The sequence below is a fragment of the Kitasatospora sp. NPDC001547 genome (assembly GCF_042894165.1).
GTDB lineage: Bacteria > Actinomycetota > Actinomycetes > Streptomycetales > Streptomycetaceae > Kitasatospora.
The window spans coordinates 21,909-38,440 of sequence record NZ_JBIAVL010000029.1; the positions used below are offsets into that span (position 1 = coordinate 21,909).

General features: G+C 74.4%; 13 protein-coding genes and 1 riboswitch. Of the genes, 6 read left to right on the forward strand and 7 right to left on the reverse strand.

Annotated elements, in window-relative coordinates; genetic code table 11:
- Positions 1–222: 222 nt before the first annotated feature.
- Together ACFY0X_RS32845 and ACFY0X_RS32850 are read left to right on the forward strand one after the other, a co-directional pair.
- Positions 223–1,770, forward strand: a complete 1,548-nt coding sequence (locus ACFY0X_RS32845; protein WP_387760081.1) for an APC family permease — start codon at positions 223–225, stop codon at positions 1,768–1,770.
- Positions 1,771–1,783: 13 nt separating this feature from the next.
- Positions 1,784–3,034 (forward strand): CaiB/BaiF CoA transferase family protein, encoded by a 1,251-nt coding sequence (locus tag ACFY0X_RS32850; RefSeq protein WP_387760082.1) that lies wholly within the window; start codon positions 1,784–1,786, stop codon positions 3,032–3,034.
- Positions 3,035–3,175: 141 nt separating this feature from the next.
- Here ACFY0X_RS32850 and ACFY0X_RS32855 read toward each other — a convergent pair whose 3' ends face one another.
- The 5 genes from ACFY0X_RS32855 to ACFY0X_RS32875 form a co-directional block, all read right to left on the reverse strand.
- Complete coding sequence (locus ACFY0X_RS32855) at positions 3,176–4,228, reverse strand: hypothetical protein (protein ID WP_387760083.1); 1,053 nt, start codon at positions 4,226–4,228, stop codon at positions 3,176–3,178.
- A 167-nt stretch (positions 4,229–4,395) separates the two neighbouring features.
- Positions 4,396–6,045, reverse strand: coding sequence for an alpha-amylase family glycosyl hydrolase (locus ACFY0X_RS32860; protein ID WP_387760085.1), 1,650 nt, complete (start codon positions 6,043–6,045; stop codon positions 4,396–4,398).
- 167 nt (positions 6,046–6,212) lie between these two features.
- Complete coding sequence (locus tag ACFY0X_RS32865; protein ID WP_387760086.1) at positions 6,213–6,911, reverse strand: bifunctional 4-hydroxy-2-oxoglutarate aldolase/2-dehydro-3-deoxy-phosphogluconate aldolase; 699 nt, start codon at positions 6,909–6,911, stop codon at positions 6,213–6,215.
- A complete protein-coding gene (locus ACFY0X_RS32870) occupies positions 6,908–8,545 on the reverse strand; it encodes an amidohydrolase family protein (protein WP_387760088.1) in 1,638 nt (545 codons plus the stop codon). Before ACFY0X_RS32870 ends, ACFY0X_RS32865 begins: the two co-directional genes overlap by 4 nt.
- A complete protein-coding gene (locus ACFY0X_RS32875; protein WP_387760089.1) occupies positions 8,545–9,846 on the reverse strand; it encodes an alanine racemase in 1,302 nt (433 codons plus the stop codon). The genes ACFY0X_RS32870 and ACFY0X_RS32875 overlap by 1 nt, the downstream gene beginning before the upstream one ends.
- Before the next feature lie 222 nt (positions 9,847–10,068).
- Between ACFY0X_RS32875 and ACFY0X_RS32880 the strand changes: the two genes are divergently transcribed.
- From ACFY0X_RS32880 to ACFY0X_RS32895, 4 genes are all read left to right on the forward strand, one after another.
- Complete coding sequence (locus tag ACFY0X_RS32880; protein WP_387760091.1) at positions 10,069–11,214, forward strand: sugar kinase; 1,146 nt, start codon at positions 10,069–10,071, stop codon at positions 11,212–11,214.
- A 31-nt stretch (positions 11,215–11,245) separates the two neighbouring features.
- Positions 11,246–11,995, forward strand: a complete 750-nt coding sequence (locus ACFY0X_RS32885) for an IclR family transcriptional regulator (protein WP_387760092.1) — start codon at positions 11,246–11,248, stop codon at positions 11,993–11,995.
- A 24-nt stretch (positions 11,996–12,019) separates the two neighbouring features.
- Entirely contained in the window at positions 12,020–12,448 is a 429-nt protein-coding gene (locus ACFY0X_RS32890) for a RidA family protein (protein WP_387760093.1), read from the forward strand.
- Positions 12,449–12,597: 149 nt separating this feature from the next.
- Positions 12,598–13,317: a DUF2470 domain-containing protein gene (locus ACFY0X_RS32895; protein ID WP_387760095.1), complete on the forward strand. Its 720-nt coding sequence runs from the start codon at positions 12,598–12,600 to the stop codon at positions 13,315–13,317.
- A gap of 18 nt (positions 13,318–13,335) precedes the next feature.
- On the opposite strand, the gene ACFY0X_RS32900 is transcribed toward ACFY0X_RS32895, so the two are convergent.
- Entirely contained in the window at positions 13,336–14,886 is a 1,551-nt protein-coding gene (locus tag ACFY0X_RS32900; RefSeq protein ID WP_387760096.1) for an APC family permease, read from the reverse strand.
- A 474-nt stretch (positions 14,887–15,360) separates the two neighbouring features.
- Positions 15,361–16,347, reverse strand: coding sequence for a peptidoglycan DD-metalloendopeptidase family protein (locus ACFY0X_RS32905; RefSeq protein WP_387760098.1), 987 nt, complete (start codon positions 16,345–16,347; stop codon positions 15,361–15,363).
- A 2-nt stretch (positions 16,348–16,349) separates the two neighbouring features.
- Positions 16,350–16,487, reverse strand: a riboswitch (cyclic di-AMP (ydaO/yuaA leader).
- Between the last annotated feature and the right edge of the window lie 45 nt (positions 16,488–16,532).

A 16,532-nucleotide genomic window follows, 5' to 3' on the forward strand; every position in this document is an offset into this window, starting at 1 on the left:
ACCTGCGCCGGCAAGCCAGTTCGCCGTCGCCGGCGCGCCGGAACACCGGATCGCCGTCACCGTCGCCGGATCGCCGGCCGCCCGGATGTTTCCCGCAGGGTACCCCGATCGAGTACGCGCTCTTGCCGCTAGAAACTCGATCTCCTATGTTTTCCCGCAGCCTTCGCCCGAGCACCACCCGTAGCGCTCCCACGCATCACGACACGTTCCCAGGAGCTGGTCATGACCGATGCCCGTGCACGTGCCACCGTCCACTCCCCCGACCCGGACGCCGAACGGCTCGCCGCCCTCGGCTACACCTCCGAGTTCAAACGCGACATGAGCCTCTGGGCGAACTTCTCGCTCGGCTTCACCTATCTGTCCCCCGTCGTCGGCGTGTACACACTCTTCGCTTCCTCGCTCCGGACCGCCGGGCCGCCGATGCTCTGGAGCTTCGTGATCGCGGGCCTCGGCCAGCTGCTGGTGGCCCTGGTGTTCAGCGAGGTGGTCGCCCAGTTCCCGGTGGCCGGCGGGGTGTACCCCTGGGCGCGCCGGCTCTGGGGCCGCACCTGGGGCTGGCTGACCGGCTGGGTCTACCTGCTGGCGCTGATGTCCACCATCGCGGCGGTCTCCTACGGCGCCGGCCCGTACGTGGCCGCCCTGCTGGGCGTCGAGCCGAGCACCGCGGCGACCGTCTGGTGCGCGCTCGGCCTGCTGGCCCTCGCCACCGTGATCAACCTCGGCGGCACCCGGGTGCTGTCGGCGGCGGCCGTGTTCGGCTTCGCCGCCGAGTTGGTCGGCGCCTTGGCGGTCGGCGCCTGGCTGCTGCTGACGCACCGCTACCACGGGCTCGGCGTGGTCCTCGACCGCTTCGGCGCGGGCGGCGACGGCGACTACACCGACGCCTTCCTGGCCGCCGGGCTGATCGCGGTCTTCCTGTTCTTCGGCTTCGAGGCCTGCGGCGACGTCGCCGAGGAGGTGCCCGACCCGGGTCGACAGATCCCCAAGTCGATGCGGCGCACCATCTACGTCGGCGGCGCGGCGGCGATCGGCGTCAGCCTGGCCCTGGTGATGTCGATCCGGGACATCGGCGCGGTGGTCTCCGGCGACGACACGGACCCGGTGGCCAAGGTGCTGCACGACGCCTTCGGCGCGACCGGCGCCCGGGTGGTGATCGCCGTGGTGCTGATCTCGTTCCTCTCCTGCGTGCTGAGCCTCCAGGCGGCGGCCAGTCGGCTCACGTACTCCTTCGCCCGGGACCGGATGATCGCGGGCAGCCGTCTGCTGGCCACCGTCTCGGACCGGCTGCGGGTGCCGCCGTACGCGCTGCTGCTCGCCGCGGCACTGCCCGGTGTGATCATCGTCGGCGCCTCGGCGCTCTCCGAGGGCGCCCTCACGAAGATCATCTCCTTCTCCAGCATCGGCATCTACCTGGCCTTCCAGATGGTGGTGCTGGCCGCCCTGCGGGCCCGGCTGCGCGGCTGGCGCCCGAGCGGGGACTTCCGGCTCGGCCGCTGGGGCCTGGCGGTGAACACCGGCGCGCTGGTCTACGGCGTCGCCGCGATCGTCAACATCTGCTGGGGCCGGACCCCGGACGCCGTCTGGTACGACAACTACCTGGTGCTGCTCTCGGCGGTGGTGGTGCTCGCGGCCGGCGGCCTCTACCTCCTGCTGGCCCGCCCGCACCTGCGCGGCGACGCCCCCTCGGGCGACGCCACGGCCGCGGCCGGAACGACGGCGGCCCTGACGGCCCCAGCCGGCCCGACCGGCCCGACCAGGGATCGGGCATGACCGGGGAGCGGGCATGACCGGCCTCCCGCTGGACGGCGTCCTGGTCGCCGACTTCGGCCGGGTCCTGGCCGCGCCCTACCTCACCATGCTGCTCGCCGACCTCGGCGCCGACGTCATCAAGGTCGAGCAGCCCGGCACCGGCGACGACACCCGCGCCTGGGGCCCGCCGCACGCCCAGGGCGAGGCCACCTACTTCCTCTCCGTCAACCGCAACAAGCGCTCCCTCACCCTCGACCTGCGCGACCCCGCCGACCACGCCCGCGCCGTCGAACTCGTCCGCCGCGCCGACGTGCTGGTGGAGAACTTCCGACCCGGCACGATGGCCCGCCACGGCCTCGGCCCGGACCGCGCCCAGGCCCTCAACCCGAGGCTGGTCTACTGCTCGATCACCGGCTTCGGCTCCGGCGAGGGGGCCGGACTGCCCGGCTACGACCTGCTGGTGCAGGCCGTCGGCGGACTGATGTCGGTGACCGGCCCGAGCCCGGGCGAGCCGGTGAAGACCGGCGTCGCGCTGGTGGACGTGCTGACCGGGCTGCACGCGGCGGTCGGCGTACTGGCCGCACTGCGCGAGCGCGAGAGCACCGGCCGGGGCCAGCTGGTGGAGCTGAACCTGCTCTCCACCCTGCTCTCCGGCCTGGTCAACCAGTCCGCCGGCTACACCCTGGCCGGCGCCGTGCCGGGCATCCTCGGCAACCGCCACCCGTCCGTCGCCCCGTACGAGGTGTTCACCGCCGCCGACCGTCCGCTGGTCGTCGCGGTCGGCAACGACCGGCAGTTCGGGGCGCTCTGCCGGGGCGTCGGCGCTCCCGAACTGGCCACCGACCCGCGCTTCGCCACCAACTCCGACCGGGTCGCCCACGTGGCCGTACTGGCCCGCGAGCTCACCGCCCGGCTCGAACTCCGCACCGCCGCCGAGTGGTTCGCGGTGCTCACGCCGCTCGGGGTGCCCTGTGGCCCGGTCAACGACCTGGCGGAGGCCTTCAGCCTCGCCGACTCGCTCGGCCTGCACCCCCGGGCGCCGCTGCCGGGCCCCGAGGGCCGCCCACTGGACCTGGTCGCCAACCCGATCGGCCTCTCCCGCACCCCGCCCCGCTACCAGCTGCCGCCGCCCCGGCTCGGCGAGCACACCGCCGAACTGACCGCCTGGCTGGACACCCCGACCGACCGGCCCACGTGCGACCAACCCACGTGCGACAGGCCCACGTGCGACAGGACCGCGCCCGACCAGAACCTGCACGACAAGGGGCCGCGACAAGAACCCTGAGCGCCGCCAGGTCCGCCCCGGCACGCGCCCCGGCACGCGCCGCGGCCCGCGTCCGGCTTGTCCAGAGCCGGCCGCGGGCCGCCGTTCCCCACCCGGTGCCGATGCCCGTGGCGCCGGGTGGAGCCCTTCCGAGGGACGCGGTCAGACCGCGACCGCCTCCTCCATCTCCTCCTCGGCCTCCTCCGGCGTCTCCACCGGACGGCGCCCGCGGCCCTCGTACACCGCGGCGGCCACCAGGGCGGCCCCGCCGAGCAGCAGCCAGACCAGCAGGGTCACGACGTGCCCGCCGAGGCCCGCACCACCGTCGAAGTACATGACGCTGCGCGCGCCCTCCATGAACCCGGCGCCCGTCCAGAAGCCGTGCAGGCCGCCGAAGAACCCGTTCTGCAGCTCGGGCCGGTAGATGCCGCCGGAGGAGGTGAAGTTCAGCATCACGAACAGCACCATCAGGGCCAGCGTGGTCCACTTCTTCAGGAAGCTGTGCAGGCCGATGCCGATCAGCACGATGCCCGCCGAGTAGAGCCAGCCGAGCGCCCAGATCGCGGCGTAGTCGTGGTCGACGACGTGGAAGACCGGCCCGGCGGTGACGATCCCGATCACGCTGACCACCAGCGAGACCGCCACTCCGACCAGCGCCCGGACCCTCATGGCCAGCCCCGCGCCGGCCGCGCCGATCACCGCGACGCTGGCGTAGGAGCCGATGCTCAGCGCGACCAGCAGGAAGAACAGGCCCTGTCCGGTCGGGTCGCCCTTCGCCGGGGTGGTCAGGTCGGTGACGTGCAGCGGCACGCCCTGCTGGTCGGTGACGTTGGTGAACACGGCCGTGGCGGCCACCACCGAGGTGTCCGAGTTCCCCTTGGCGACGATCAGCTCGGGGCTCCTGGCGTCCGGGACGAAGGCGCCCACCAGGTCCCGGTCGCGCAGCTGCTGCTCGGCGGCCGCCCGGTCGTCCACCGTGCGGACGTCGAGCGCGTCCCCGGCCTTGCCCTGGATCGCCTGGGCCAGGCCCTGCGCCTGCGGCGTGGTGCCGACCACGGCCACCTTGAGGTGGTGCGGCTCGGGCTGGTGGAAGGCGCCCTGGTAGGCGAGCGCCATGCCGAGGCACATCAGCAGCGGGGTGATCAGGTGGACGGCGAGGTGTTTGAGCGAGTGCCCCAGGGTGGGCGCTGCGGCGGGGTTCCGGGGTGTGCTCATGGGGTTCGTACCGTCCTCCGGTGGTGTCTCTCAGTCTGGTGATGAAGGTGGCAAATACAACCAATCAGGATGGTAAATGCAACCAACTCGATGTAGCTTACAACCATCTGGCATCGAGCGGAAGCCGGGCCCCACCGACCGGGGCCCGGCTTCGACCGGATCGCCCGTCAGTCCAGCTCGAACACCCCGTACGAGAACCCGTCCGCCCGTAGCTCCCCGTCCACCACCCGGACGCCCTGCACCTGCAGCGGCCGCACGCCCGGCACCCGCCGGGCGCCCTCCGGCAGGCCCGCCGACGGCACGGACGCCAGCGGTACGGACGCCAGCGATTCGGACGCCAGCGGTACGGACGCCGGCTCGCGGCGCGGGTTGACCGCCACCAGGTACCGCCCGGCCCGGGTGTACACCAGCGGGTATCCGGCGTGCCGGACCTCCACCCCGCCGCCCGCGCCCAGTCCCGGGTGCGCCCGGCGCAGCGCGATCAGCCGCCGGACGGTGTGCAGCAGTGAGGTCGGGTCGGCCCGCTGGGAGAGCACGTCCGGGCGGTGCGGGTCCGGGTCGACCGGCAGGTACAGCCGCTCGGGCGGCGCGCTGGAGAAGCCGGCGGTGGGCCCCGGCGTCCACTGCATCGGGGTGCGCGAGCCGGCCCGGTTGAAGCGCGGGCCGAGCACGCTGCCCTCGGTGTCAGGCAGGCCGGGCAGGTAGCGCATGCCGATCTCGTCGCCGTAGTAGACCGCCGGGAGGGTGGGCCAGGTGAGCAGGAGGGCGAAGGCGGGGGCGAGTTGCTCGGCGGTGCGCGGGCCGGCGGCCAGGCGGGAGAAGTCGTGGTTGGAGGTGGGCAGCACGATGTGCCCGCTGCCCTCGGCGAGTTCGGCGGCGGAGCGCCAGGCGTCCAGGAAGGGCTGCGCGGTGCCCCGGCCGCCGGCGTCGAAGTAGCAGGAGTCCTGGCACCAGAACTCCTCGACCGTCCCGCCGTTGTTGTTCCAGAGGGAGCGCAGCGGCAGGCCGTGGTCCTCGCCGCCGAAGTGCAGGAAGAAGTCGGCGTGGAAGCCGGCCGCGACGGCGGCGGCCGGGTCGCCCCACTCGGCGAGCAGGGCGGCGTCGGGGTGGTCGCGGTCCAGCCAGTCGCGCACCTCGGTCCAGAGCTTGGCGGTCTCCACCTTGCCCGGGTCGTCCTTGACCAGCGAGTACGCCATGTCCACCCGGAAGCCGGACACCCCGAGGCCGAGCCAGTAGGCCATGATCGCGCGCAGCTCCGCCCGATTGGCTCGGGGGCCGTCCGCGTCCACCGCCTGCCGCCAGGGCTCCTCCGAACTGGTCCGGGCGTAGCCGAAGTTGAGCGCCGGCTGACAGTCGAAGAAGTTCGGCCGGTACCAGCCGGGGCGGCTTCCGGGCGAGGCGACGAAGCCGTCCACCGGGCGGTCGGCCCAGATGTACCGGTGGTCGGACGGGTCCTCGGCGGAGGCCAGGAACCAGGGGTGGCGGTCGGAGGTGTGCCCGGCCACCAGGTCCAGCAGGACCCGGACGCCCCTGCGGCGGGCGGCCTCGACCAGGGCCACCAGGTCCTCGGTGCTGCCGTAGCGCGGGGCGGGCGTGAGGTAGTCGGAGACGTCGTACCCGGCGTCGCGGAACGGGGAGGCGAAGCAGGGGTTGAGCCAGACGGTGTCGATGCCGAGCCAGGCGAGGTGGTCCAGGTGTTCGGTGATGCCGGCGAAGTCGCCGATGCCGTCGCCGTTGGAGTCGGCGAAGCTCTGCGGGTAGATCTGGTACAGCACGGCGTCGGCGAGCCAGTCGGGGCCGGGGCGGGTCGAGGTCATGGGCGGTTCCTCCTGCCGGGGTCCGGGTGTCCCCGATTCTCGTCCAATCCCGGCCGTCCCGACAGCCCGCCTCGCCCCGCCGACGCCTCCTTCACGCGGCCCGCACCGCCGCGACGCACCCCCTACGAGGCCACAGCGCCGCAACGCACCCGCCGGCGGGCCACCGCCTATGCGCCCGCCCCCGCGCAGGCCGCCGTGAACGCCCGGGCCCGCCGGGTGATCTCCGCCCAGTCCCCCGCCGCGACCACGTCCGGCGGCACCACGTCCGTCCCCGCGCAGACCGCGAGCGCGCCGTGCGCCAGGAATTCGGCGGCGTTGCCCGCGTTCACCCCGCCGGAGGCCACCAGTGGCACACCGGGGTACGGGCCCCGCAGGTCCTTGAAGTAGCCGGGGCCGAACGCCCGGGCCGGGAAGATCTTGACGGCGGCGGCGCCGAGGTCCACCGCGTGCGCCACCTCGGTCGGGGTGAGCGCCCCGAGCACCACCGGCACCCCGGCGACGGCCGCCGCCTCGGCGACCTCGGCCCGGCAGCCGGGGGTGACCAGGAAGGACGCCCCCGCCGCGACGCCCCGCCGGGCCTGCTCGGCGGTCAGCACCGTCCCCACCCCGACCCGCCAGCCCGCCTTCGAGGCCCTCAGCAGGTGTGCCGTCACATCCGGTGTGGTGTACGTGAATTCGGTCAGGTTGATGCCGCCCTCGGCGAGGGCCGCGCAGAGCGCGGCGGCGTCCGGGATCCGGGGTGCGCGGACCACCGCGATCACCTGTTCGTCACGCAGGACGGCGAGATCCGCCGGCGCGGGAAGGACGGCAGGGGCGGGCAGATCGGCAGGGGCGGGCAGGTCGTTCGGTGCGGAGAGCTCGGTCATATGGCCACGGTTCCTCGGTCGGTGCGACGCAGGGCGCGCCCGGGCCGGGCGCCGGTGGTGCGACCCTGCCGGACGACGGCGGTGCCGTTGACGTACACGTACTCGATGCCCTCGGCGGGCAGCCGGGGGTGCTCGAAGGTGGCGGCGTCCCGGACCCTCCCGGGGTCGAGGAGCACCAGGTCGGCGTGGTGGCCGGGGGCGATCAGGCCGCGCCGGTGCAGTCCCAGCCGGGCGGCGGGGCGGCCGGTCATCCGGGCGATCGTCTCCTCCAGCGTCAGCACGCCCAACTCCCGGCTGTAGTGGCCGAGGTAGCGCGGAAAGGTGCCCCAGGCACGCGGGTGCGGCCGGGCGCCGACCAGCAGTCCGTCACTGCCGACGGTGTGCGCCCGGTGGCGCATGATCGCCCGGACGTTCTCCTCGTGCCCGACGTGCTGGAGGATCGTGGTGCCCAGCTCGTCCTGGCGCAGCAGGTCCAGGAACACCTCGGTGCCGGTCCGCCGTTCCTCGGCGGCCAGTTCGGCGACGGTACGGCCGACGGTGCCGGCGAGCGAGGCCGAGCGGACTCCGGAGATCTGGATCGTCGCCCAGTCGGTGACCACGCCGTGGCAGCCGTCGCTGCCCTTCTCCTCCACCTCGTACCGGATCCTCGCGCACTGCGCGGGGTCGACGAGCCGCGCCAGCGTCGCGGCGGGGCCGCCCTCGGTGGCCCAACTCGGCAGCAGGGCGGCCAGGGTGGTGGAGCCGGGCAGGTAGGGGTAGCTGTCCAGGGTGAGGTCGACGCCGTCGGCGAGCGCCCGGTCGAGGAGGTCCAGCAGCTCGCCGGCCCGGCCCCGGTTGACCCCGAAGTTCATCGTGGCGTGGGTCAGGTGCAGCGCGCAGCCGCTCCGCCGGGCGATCTCCACCATCTCCGCGTAGCCCTCCAACGCCCCTTGCCCGTAGGAGCGTTGGTGTGGGGCGTGGAAGCCGCCGTAGGCCGCGACGACGGTGCACAGCTCGACCAGCTCGGCGGTGTCCGCGTACGTCCCGGGGGTGTAGCTGAGGCCGCTGGACATGCCGACCGCACCGTCCAGCAGGCTCTTCGCCAGCGTCTGCCGCATCCGGTCCAGTTCCCCGGGGGTGGGCGGACGGTTGGCCCAGCCCATGGCGAGCATCCGCAGCGTGCCGTGCGGGACGAGGTAGCAGGCGTTGACGGCGACACCGGTGCGGTCGATCCGGTCCAGGTAGCCGGCGACGTCCCGCCAGTCCCAGTCGAAGCCGTCCGGATCGCCGTTCCAGCCCGCGAGTTGGCGGCGCAGCGCGGGCAGCGTGGCGTCGTCCACCGGGGCGTAGGAGAGGCCGTCCTGGCCGAGGACCTCGCAGGTGACGCCCTGGGTGACCTTGGCCGGGTGCTCGGGTTCGAGCAGCAGGGCCAGGTCGGAGTGGGCGTGCATGTCGATGAAGCCGGGGGCCAGGACCAGCCCGTCGGCGTCCACCGTCGCGGGCGCGTCGAGGCCCTCGCCGATCTCGGCGATCAGGCCGTCGGCGATCCGGACGTCCGCCCGGTAGCGCTCCGCGCCGGTGCCGTCCACGACGGTGGCGCCCCGGAAGACCGTCGCGTCCCCGCCGCGCCCGGCTGCCGCTCTCTCCCCGGGCATCAGAAGAACGTCCTGACCAGGCCGGTGACCTGCGGCTCGGCCGCGTCCGCGGAGTCCAGCACCGGGATCGCCGTCCACTTGTCGAAGGCCGTGCACGGGTGCGAGACGCCCAGCCGCAGCACCGCGCCGATCGGCGCGAGGTCGCCCGCGTCGCGCAGGAAGGCGTGCTGGTCGTTGAGCGCGGTGATCCGGGCCGCCGTACCCGTCAGCTCGGCGCCGCCCCGAACCCGTTGCGGCTCGGGCAGGCCCTCGTCGAAGGGCAGGTCGCGCTTGCCGGCGTCCAGCAGCGCGAGCTGCGGCTCGGGCCGGGAGACCACCCGGGCCCAGCCGTGCAGCGCGCTGCGGAACGGCGCCTGCCCGCCGTCCCGGGCGAGCGGCGAGATACCCCGGTAGAAGCCGTCGTCGTGGGCGATGTACGCGCCCGAGCGCAGCACCACGAACGCCTCCGGCAGGTTCGCCAACTCCTCGACCACCAGGTCGAAGTAGGCGCTGCCGCCGGCCGAGACCACCGGCGGGGCGCCGTCCGGGTAGGCCCTCGCCAGTCGGCCGTGCAGGTCGCCGAGCTCCCGCAGGTAGCCGCGGACGGCCGCTAGCGCCTCGGCCGAGGCGTCGTGGGCGAGCGCGCCCTCGTACCCGCCGACGCCCGCCAGGCGCAGGGTGGGTGCGCGCAGCACGGCGGCGGCGACCTCGACGGCCGCGTCCACCCCGCGGGTGCCGGTCCGCCCGCCGGGGCCGCCGAGTTCGACCAGCACCTCGACCGGCCGCTCGGCCCCGGCGGCGCGCAGCGCCTCGTCCATCAGCCGCACGCTCTCGACGTCGTCGACCCAGGAGACGAACGCGAAGTCCGGGTCGGTGGCGAGTTCGTCGGCGAGCCAGGCCAGTCCGGCCGGTTCGAGCAGGGTGTTGGCGAGCAGTACGCGCTGGACTCCGAAGGCCCGGGCGATCCGCACCTGGGGCAGGTTGGCGAGGGTGATGCCGTGGCCGCCGGCGTCGAGCTGCGCCTGCCAGAGGGCGGGCGCCATGGTGGTCTTGCCGTGCGGGGCGAGCGCGACGCCCGCCTTGGCGCACCAGTCGGCCATGGTGCGGACGTTGTGGTCGAGGGCGGCGGCGTCGAGGGTGAGCAGCGGGGTGCCGAGCGAGGAGAGGGTGGGGCCGGTGGCGAGCCACTCCGGGGTGGTGCGGCCCCACGACTGCGGCGGGGCGGCCTTGAACCGCCAGTCGAGCGGCTCGTCGCCCAGGGCGGCCACCGCGTCACGGGCGATGCCCGGCCCGGTGGCACTGCTTGCGAAGGTCTGCTGCACCGTCTTCCTCCATCCGCACAGGTTGCAACATGCGCAACGAGGGTTGCACATGCTGGCAGCACGGTTCTAGCATCGGCGCCGGATCACGGTCAACGGACCTGACTCCCGGTCAACGGGGTCGGCTCGCGTGCGGCGCCCACGGACAACGCGGCGCTCCGCACCACGGAGCCGACCCGGTGGGCCCGCTCTCGACGGAACGGCCGCAGACGAGGAGCCCCGCACATGCCGCGACAGGACACCCAGGGCCCGACCCGCCCCGGTCCTCCCCCGACGGCCGTGTGCGTGGGCGAGTCGATGGCCGTCCTGCTGCCGGACCGCCCGGGCCCGCTGGAGTCGGTGGAGAACTTCCGGCTCTCGGTCGGCGGCGCCGAGTCCAACGTGGCGGGCGCACTGGCCGCACACGGCGTGCCGACGGCCTGGATCAGCCGGGTCGGCGACGACGGCTTCGGCCGGAGGCTGCTCACCGAGGTCGCCGCCCGCGGCGTGGACGTCTCGGCGGTCGCGGTCGACCCGCACCGCCCGACCGGCGTCTACCTGAAGGAGGTCGGCGGCACCACCGGCCACCGCCACGACCTCGGACCGGGCCGCAGCCGGCTGCACTACCACCGGCGCGGCTCCGCGGCCGCCGCGCTCTCCCCCGAGCTGCTCGCCGAGCCGGCCGCCGCCGCGCTGCTGGCCGGTGCCCGGCTGCTGCACCTGTCCGGCATCACCGCCGCGCTCTCCGACGGCTGCCTGGCCCTGCTCCGCGCCCTGCTGGCCGACCGCCGCCCGGGCCGCCTGGTCAGCTTCGACCTCAACTGGCGCCCCTCGCTCTGGCGCGACCGCGACCCGGCCGTGCTGCCGCCCCTGCTGGACGCCGCCGACCTGCTGCTGCTCGGCGCCGACGAGGCCGAGGCCGCCTTCGGAACCGGCGATCCGGCCGCCCTGCGCCGCCGCTTCCCCGCCCCGGCCACCGTCGTGGTCAAGGACGCCGCGCGGCAGGCGAGCGCCCTGGAGCGGGACGGGACGGCGGCCACCGAGCCGGCCCTCGCGGTCGAGGTGGTCGAGGCCACCGGCGCGGGCGACGCCTTCGCGGCCGGCTACCTGGCCGGCACCGTCCGGGGCCTGGACCAGCGCCGTCGGCTGCGGCTCGGCCACCTGAGCGCCGCCTGCGCGCTGACCGCCCACGGCGACCAGGCCGAGCTGCCGGACGCCGCCGTGGTCGCCGCGCTGCTCGACGCCTCCCCCGCCGCCTGGGCCGCCACCCGGGTCACCGCGGCGGGCATCACCGGCCCGGCCCTGCCCACCGGCCGCGGACGCCCGGCCGACCCGCCCCGGACCCGGCCCACCGACCGCGCAACGGCCCCCGACCAGGCCCGGGCACAATGAGCGGTAACCCCAGCCCTCGAAGCGGAGCACGATGAGCCAGACCGTCACCCGCGCCCTGCGCATCCTCGCCGAGCTCGGTGAGGGCGAGCGCTCCCTCGACCAGCTCGCCGAGGTGCTCGGCGTCCACAAGACGACCGTGCTCCGACTGCTCCAGAGCCTCGAAGAGGAACGATTCGTCTATCGCGACGCGAGCTACCGCTACCACCTGGGCGCCGGCCTCTTCGCACTCTCCGGCCTGGCCCTGGAGCAGCGCGGCGTACGCCGGATCGCCGCCCCGCACCTGGCCGAACTGAACGCCGCCACCGGCCAGACCGTGCACCTGGCCGCGTACGAGGGCGGCGAGGTGGTCTACATCGACAAGTTCGACTCCCGCCACCCGGTGCGGATGTACTCCCGGATCGGCCTGCGCGCCGCCCTGCACAGCGCCGCCGTCTCCAAGGTGCTGCTGGCCGACCTGCCGCTGCCCGAGCGGCGCCGGGTGGTGGCCGGGATCGACTTCACCCCCCACACCGGGCGCACCCTGACCACCCCCGAGGCCCTGCTCGCCGAGCTGGAGAGGGTCGCCGCCCAGGGCTGGGCGCAGGACCACGCCGAGCACGAGGCCTTCATCAACTGCGTGGCCGCGCCCGTCCGGGACGCCAGCGGCCGGGTGGTCGCCGCCGCCTCGATCTCCGTCCCGGACGTGGTCCTGCCGTACGAGCAGGTGCTGGAGCTGCTCCCCCAACTGCTCGCCGCCACGCGCGCGATCTCGGCCGACTGCGGCCGCCCCGACCACAACTGACACTCCGTCAATCTAAGGAAGCCCATGACCTCCGAGCACTCCCGGACCGGCGAGAAGACCGAGATCCGCACCGACGGCGCCCCCGCCCCCGCCTGGATGTTCTCCCAGGGCGTCCGCAAGGGCCCGATCCTCCAGGTCTCCGGCCAGGGCCCGCAGGACCCGGCCACCGGCGAGTACCTGCACCACGGCGACGTGAAGGCGCAGACCCGCCGGACCCTGGAGAACGTCAAGGCCATCGTCGAGGCCGGCGGCGCCACCATCGAGGACGTGGTGATGTTCCGCGTCTACCTCACCAAGCGCGCGGACTTCCCGCTGATGAACGAGGTCTACGCCGAGTTCATCGACGAGAACGTCAGGCCCGGCGGCGTGAAGCCGTGCCGCACCACCGTCTTCGTCGAGCTGCCGCAGGAGCCGATGCTGGTCGAGATCGACGCCCAGGCCGTCATCGGCTGACCCGCCACTGCGCCGAAGGGCCCGGACGCGCGGGCGGCGTCCGGGCCCTTCGGCGCCTCCGGGACCCCTCCCGGCGCCCCGGACGCCTGCTTGCCACACCCCCATTCGAATATTAGGTTAGGCTCACCTAACTACCTGGAGGTCCGTCCATGAGCCTGCCCACCGGCGACCCCGAGGTCCCCGAGCCCACCACCGCCGAACGGATCCACAGCCTGCTCGGCACGACCTCCTCGCTCACCGTCCGCGCCCTGGGCGAGCACCACCACCTGGACACCCCGGTCTCCGTGCACGGCTCCCGGCTGCGGCTGCGCACCGCCCTGGACGACCCGCTCACCGCGGCCGCCGCCGGCGCCACCGACGGCCTCGCCGTCGTCCTCGACGTCACCGACGTCGCCCCCGTCGCCGTCCGCGACCGGGTCCGCGCCCGCCTCACCCTGGCCGGCCGGCTGCACCTGGCCCACCTCGCCGACGACGGCCTCAGCGTGCACCTGCGGGTGGACGTCGCCCACGCCGTCCTCGCCACCCCGTACGGCACCGGCGCGATCACCGCCGCCGACCTCGCCCTCGCCGCCCCGGACCCGCTGGCCCGCCACGAGGCCGCGCTGCTCACCCACTTCGCCGACGACCACGCCGAGGCGCTCGACGTCCTCACCCGGCTGCTCGACCCGGCCGTGCTCGCCCGGCACCCGGAGGTCCGCCCGCTCGCCCTGGACCGCTACGGCCTGGTGCTGCGCCTGGACCACCCGCACGGCCACCGCGACGTCCGGCTGGTCTTTCCCGAACCCGCCCGTGACGCCGAGGACTTCGGCCACCGGATGCACGAGCTGCTGGCCGCCGCCCAGTACGGCCTGCCGGTGCACCGCGGCTGAGCGCCCGTCGACGGGCCGTCACCGCTCGACCGCGTCCTCCAGCACCACCCGTCCGATCCGCGCGTACAGCCGCGGCCGCCACCGGCGCACCGCGAGCGCCAACCCCACCCCGCCCGCGAACACCCCGATCACCAGGTACGGGATCAGCCGGAACACCAGCGTGTGCGCCGCCGACCCGGCCGCGGTGTCCTTGTTGAGCACCAGCAGCACCACCACCCCGGCCATCGCCACCCCGCCCACCAGCGGCGCGACCAGCGTCCGGAACCAGTGCGCGGTCTCCGGGTGCCGCCCCCGCACGTGGAAGTACCCGACCACGGCGAAGGAGCAGAGCGTCTGCACGACCAGGATCGCCATCGTCCCGAGCAGCGCCAGCAGGGTGTACAGGTGCGCGTACGGGTCCATCCCGGCCGCCAGGAACCCCGCCACCAGCCCCACCGCGATCACCGACTGCACCACCGAGGCGACGTGCGGAGAGCCGTGCCGCGGATGGGTGCGGCCGAGCGCCGGGTGCAGCAGGCCCTCCCGCCCGATCGCGTACAGGTACCGGGCCGCGCACTGGTGGAAGGCCATCGCGCAGGCGAACGAGCCGGTGACGACCAACCATTGGAACACCTTCACCGCCCAGGCCCCCAGGTGCACGCCGAGCGGGTCGAAGAACAGGCTGTTGCCGTCCTTGCCCGGCACCCCGCCGCTCGCCACCGCGACCGCCTGCTCGACCCCGTTGCCGGACACGATCATCCAGGACACGAAGACGTAGAGCAGTCCGACCCCGATCACCGACACCAGCGTCGCCCGCGGCACCACCCGCTTCGGATCGCGGGACTCCTCGCCGTACATCGCGGTGGACTCGAACCCCACCCAGGACCAGAACGCGAAGAACAGGCCGAGCCCGGCCGCCGCCGCGCCCGAACTCCCCACTCCCTTCAGCGCGTTCAGCGGGTTCACGGCCCCGAGCACGATCCCGTCCGGGCCACCGCCGGAGAACAGCACCGCGAACGAGACCGCCCCCAGCACCCCGATCTCCAGCACCAGCGCGACCCCGAGCACCCTGGCCGTCAGATGGAGGTCGAACCAGGCCGTCACCCCGATCGCCGCCGCCCCGAACAGCGCGTACCAGCCCCAGCCCAGCTCCACCCCCAGCTGCGAACGGACCAGCCCGCGCAGCGAGTACGCGAAGAAGCCGAGCGCCGAGGCCTCGGTGACGACGTACGCGAGCACCGCGAGCAGCCCCGAGGCCATCCCGACCACCCGGCCCAGCCCGTGCGAGACGTAGCCGTAGAACGCGCCGGCCGCGGTGATGTGCCGGGCCATCGCCACGTACCCGACCGAGAACACCGTCAGCACCACGGTCGCCACGACGTACGCGGCGGGCGCGCCGACTCCGTTGCCCTGTCCGACGATGATCGGCAGGTTGCCGGTCATCGCGGTGATCGGGGCGGCGGTCGCGAGTGCCATGAACACCACGCCGACCAGGCCGACCGAGTCCGCCTTCAGCCGGTCGACCCGGCCCGCCCCGGGCCGCTCCCGCCCGACCGCCTCCCCCGCCACGTCCCCGCTCCGGACCGCCATCCGGCTTCCTCGCCTCCCGGACCCGCCCGACCGACCGGACCGGCCGGGCGCTGACCGTCCGCCAGCATGGCGCGCGGAGGGCGTCCGCGTGACGACGACCAGCGGGCGGCACAGCGGAGTTGACGCCGCGTTCGACCGCTCGAACGGCACGGCGGGGCCGGACGGCCCGGAAAACGGCCCCGAGCCCGGAGGCGGACCCGGCCTCGGAGGCGGGCCCGGCCCGGAAGCGGACCCGGCCGCGGAAAGCGGGCCCACCCCCGGAAGACAGGCCCGGCCCCGGAAACGACAGCGGCCGGCCCGGCCGCACGAGGAGGTCCCCTCGTGCGGCCGGGCCGGCCTGGGCGTGTCCCGCGCCCATGTCCACTGTGCGGCGATCACCCGGTCGAGCGGTCACCCGACATGACCATCCCGGAGGATCGATTCGCCCCGCAGCAGCGGTGGTTCCTGAAACCCTGGAGGCTCAGCGGCCCCTGGTCAGAGCGCGACGCCGTGCGCGCGCAGGTAGGTGACCGGGTTGATGTCCGAGCCGTACTCCGAGCCGTTGCGGATCTCGAAGTGCAGGTGCGGGCCGGTCACGTTGCCGGTGGCGCCGGAGAGGCCGATCTGCTGGCCGACGGTGACGGTCTGACCGATCTTCACACCGATCGAGGAGAGGTGCGCGTACTCGGCGTAGTGGCCGTCGGCGAGCTTGATCTCGACCTCGTTGCCGTAGGCACCGCCGTTGCCGGCCTTGACCACGACACCGTTGGCGACGGCGCGCAGCGGGGTGCCGGTGGCGGCGACGAAGTCCTGGCCGGTGTGGTGCCCGGAGGCCCACATCGAGCCGGCCACGCCGTAGGCGGTGCCCAGCTTCGGGTTGGCCAGCGGGGCGACGTAGCCGGAGGTGGCGGCGGCGACCGGAGTGGCGGTCACGGTCGCGGCCGGAGCGGCGACCTGCACCTGGGTCTGGAGCTGCGCGGACGGCTTGGCCGCCTCGGTCTTCACCTGGACCTGGGCCTGCGGCTTGGCGGCCTGGGTCGCCGGAGCGGCCGGCTTGGCCGGGGCGGCGGGCTTCGCCGGAGCGGCGTCGGCGGACGGCGCGGCGGCGTGACCCGGCAGCGCGAGCTGCTGGCCCGGGAAGATCAGGTTCGGGTTGGCGCCGACGACCGAGCGGTTCTGCTCGTACAGGGCGTGCCAGCCGCCGTCGACGTTCTTGGCGTCGGCGATCTTGGACAGGGTGTCGCCGCTGACGACGCGGTAGCTCTCCTGTGCGGCCGGGGCAGCGGCCCGGGCGGCGGGGGCGGCGGCCTGCGCGGCCGGCTTGGCCTCGGTGGAGGCGGCGGCCGGGGCGGCCGGAGCGGTGTGCGCCTGGGCGCTCACCGCGGTGACGAGCGGGAGGACGAACGACACGCCGGTGACGGCGGTGGCGATGCCGATGCGGGCGGCGCGGGGCAGGGCGATACGACGAGCCTGAGCAGGCATGGAATTTTCCTCTCCGACGCCTGCGAGGTGAGCTGTCGGGTTCGGGCTGGAGTTGCCCGGCCGCATGCGCGGCTTCACCCCTAGCCGGTCCTGGACGCCCGCGCCCTGAGGCGCGAACTCCGGTCCGGCGACTTACCTGTGGGTCCCCCGCTCCTGCCGTACAGAGTTCGTTTCGAACCACCGGG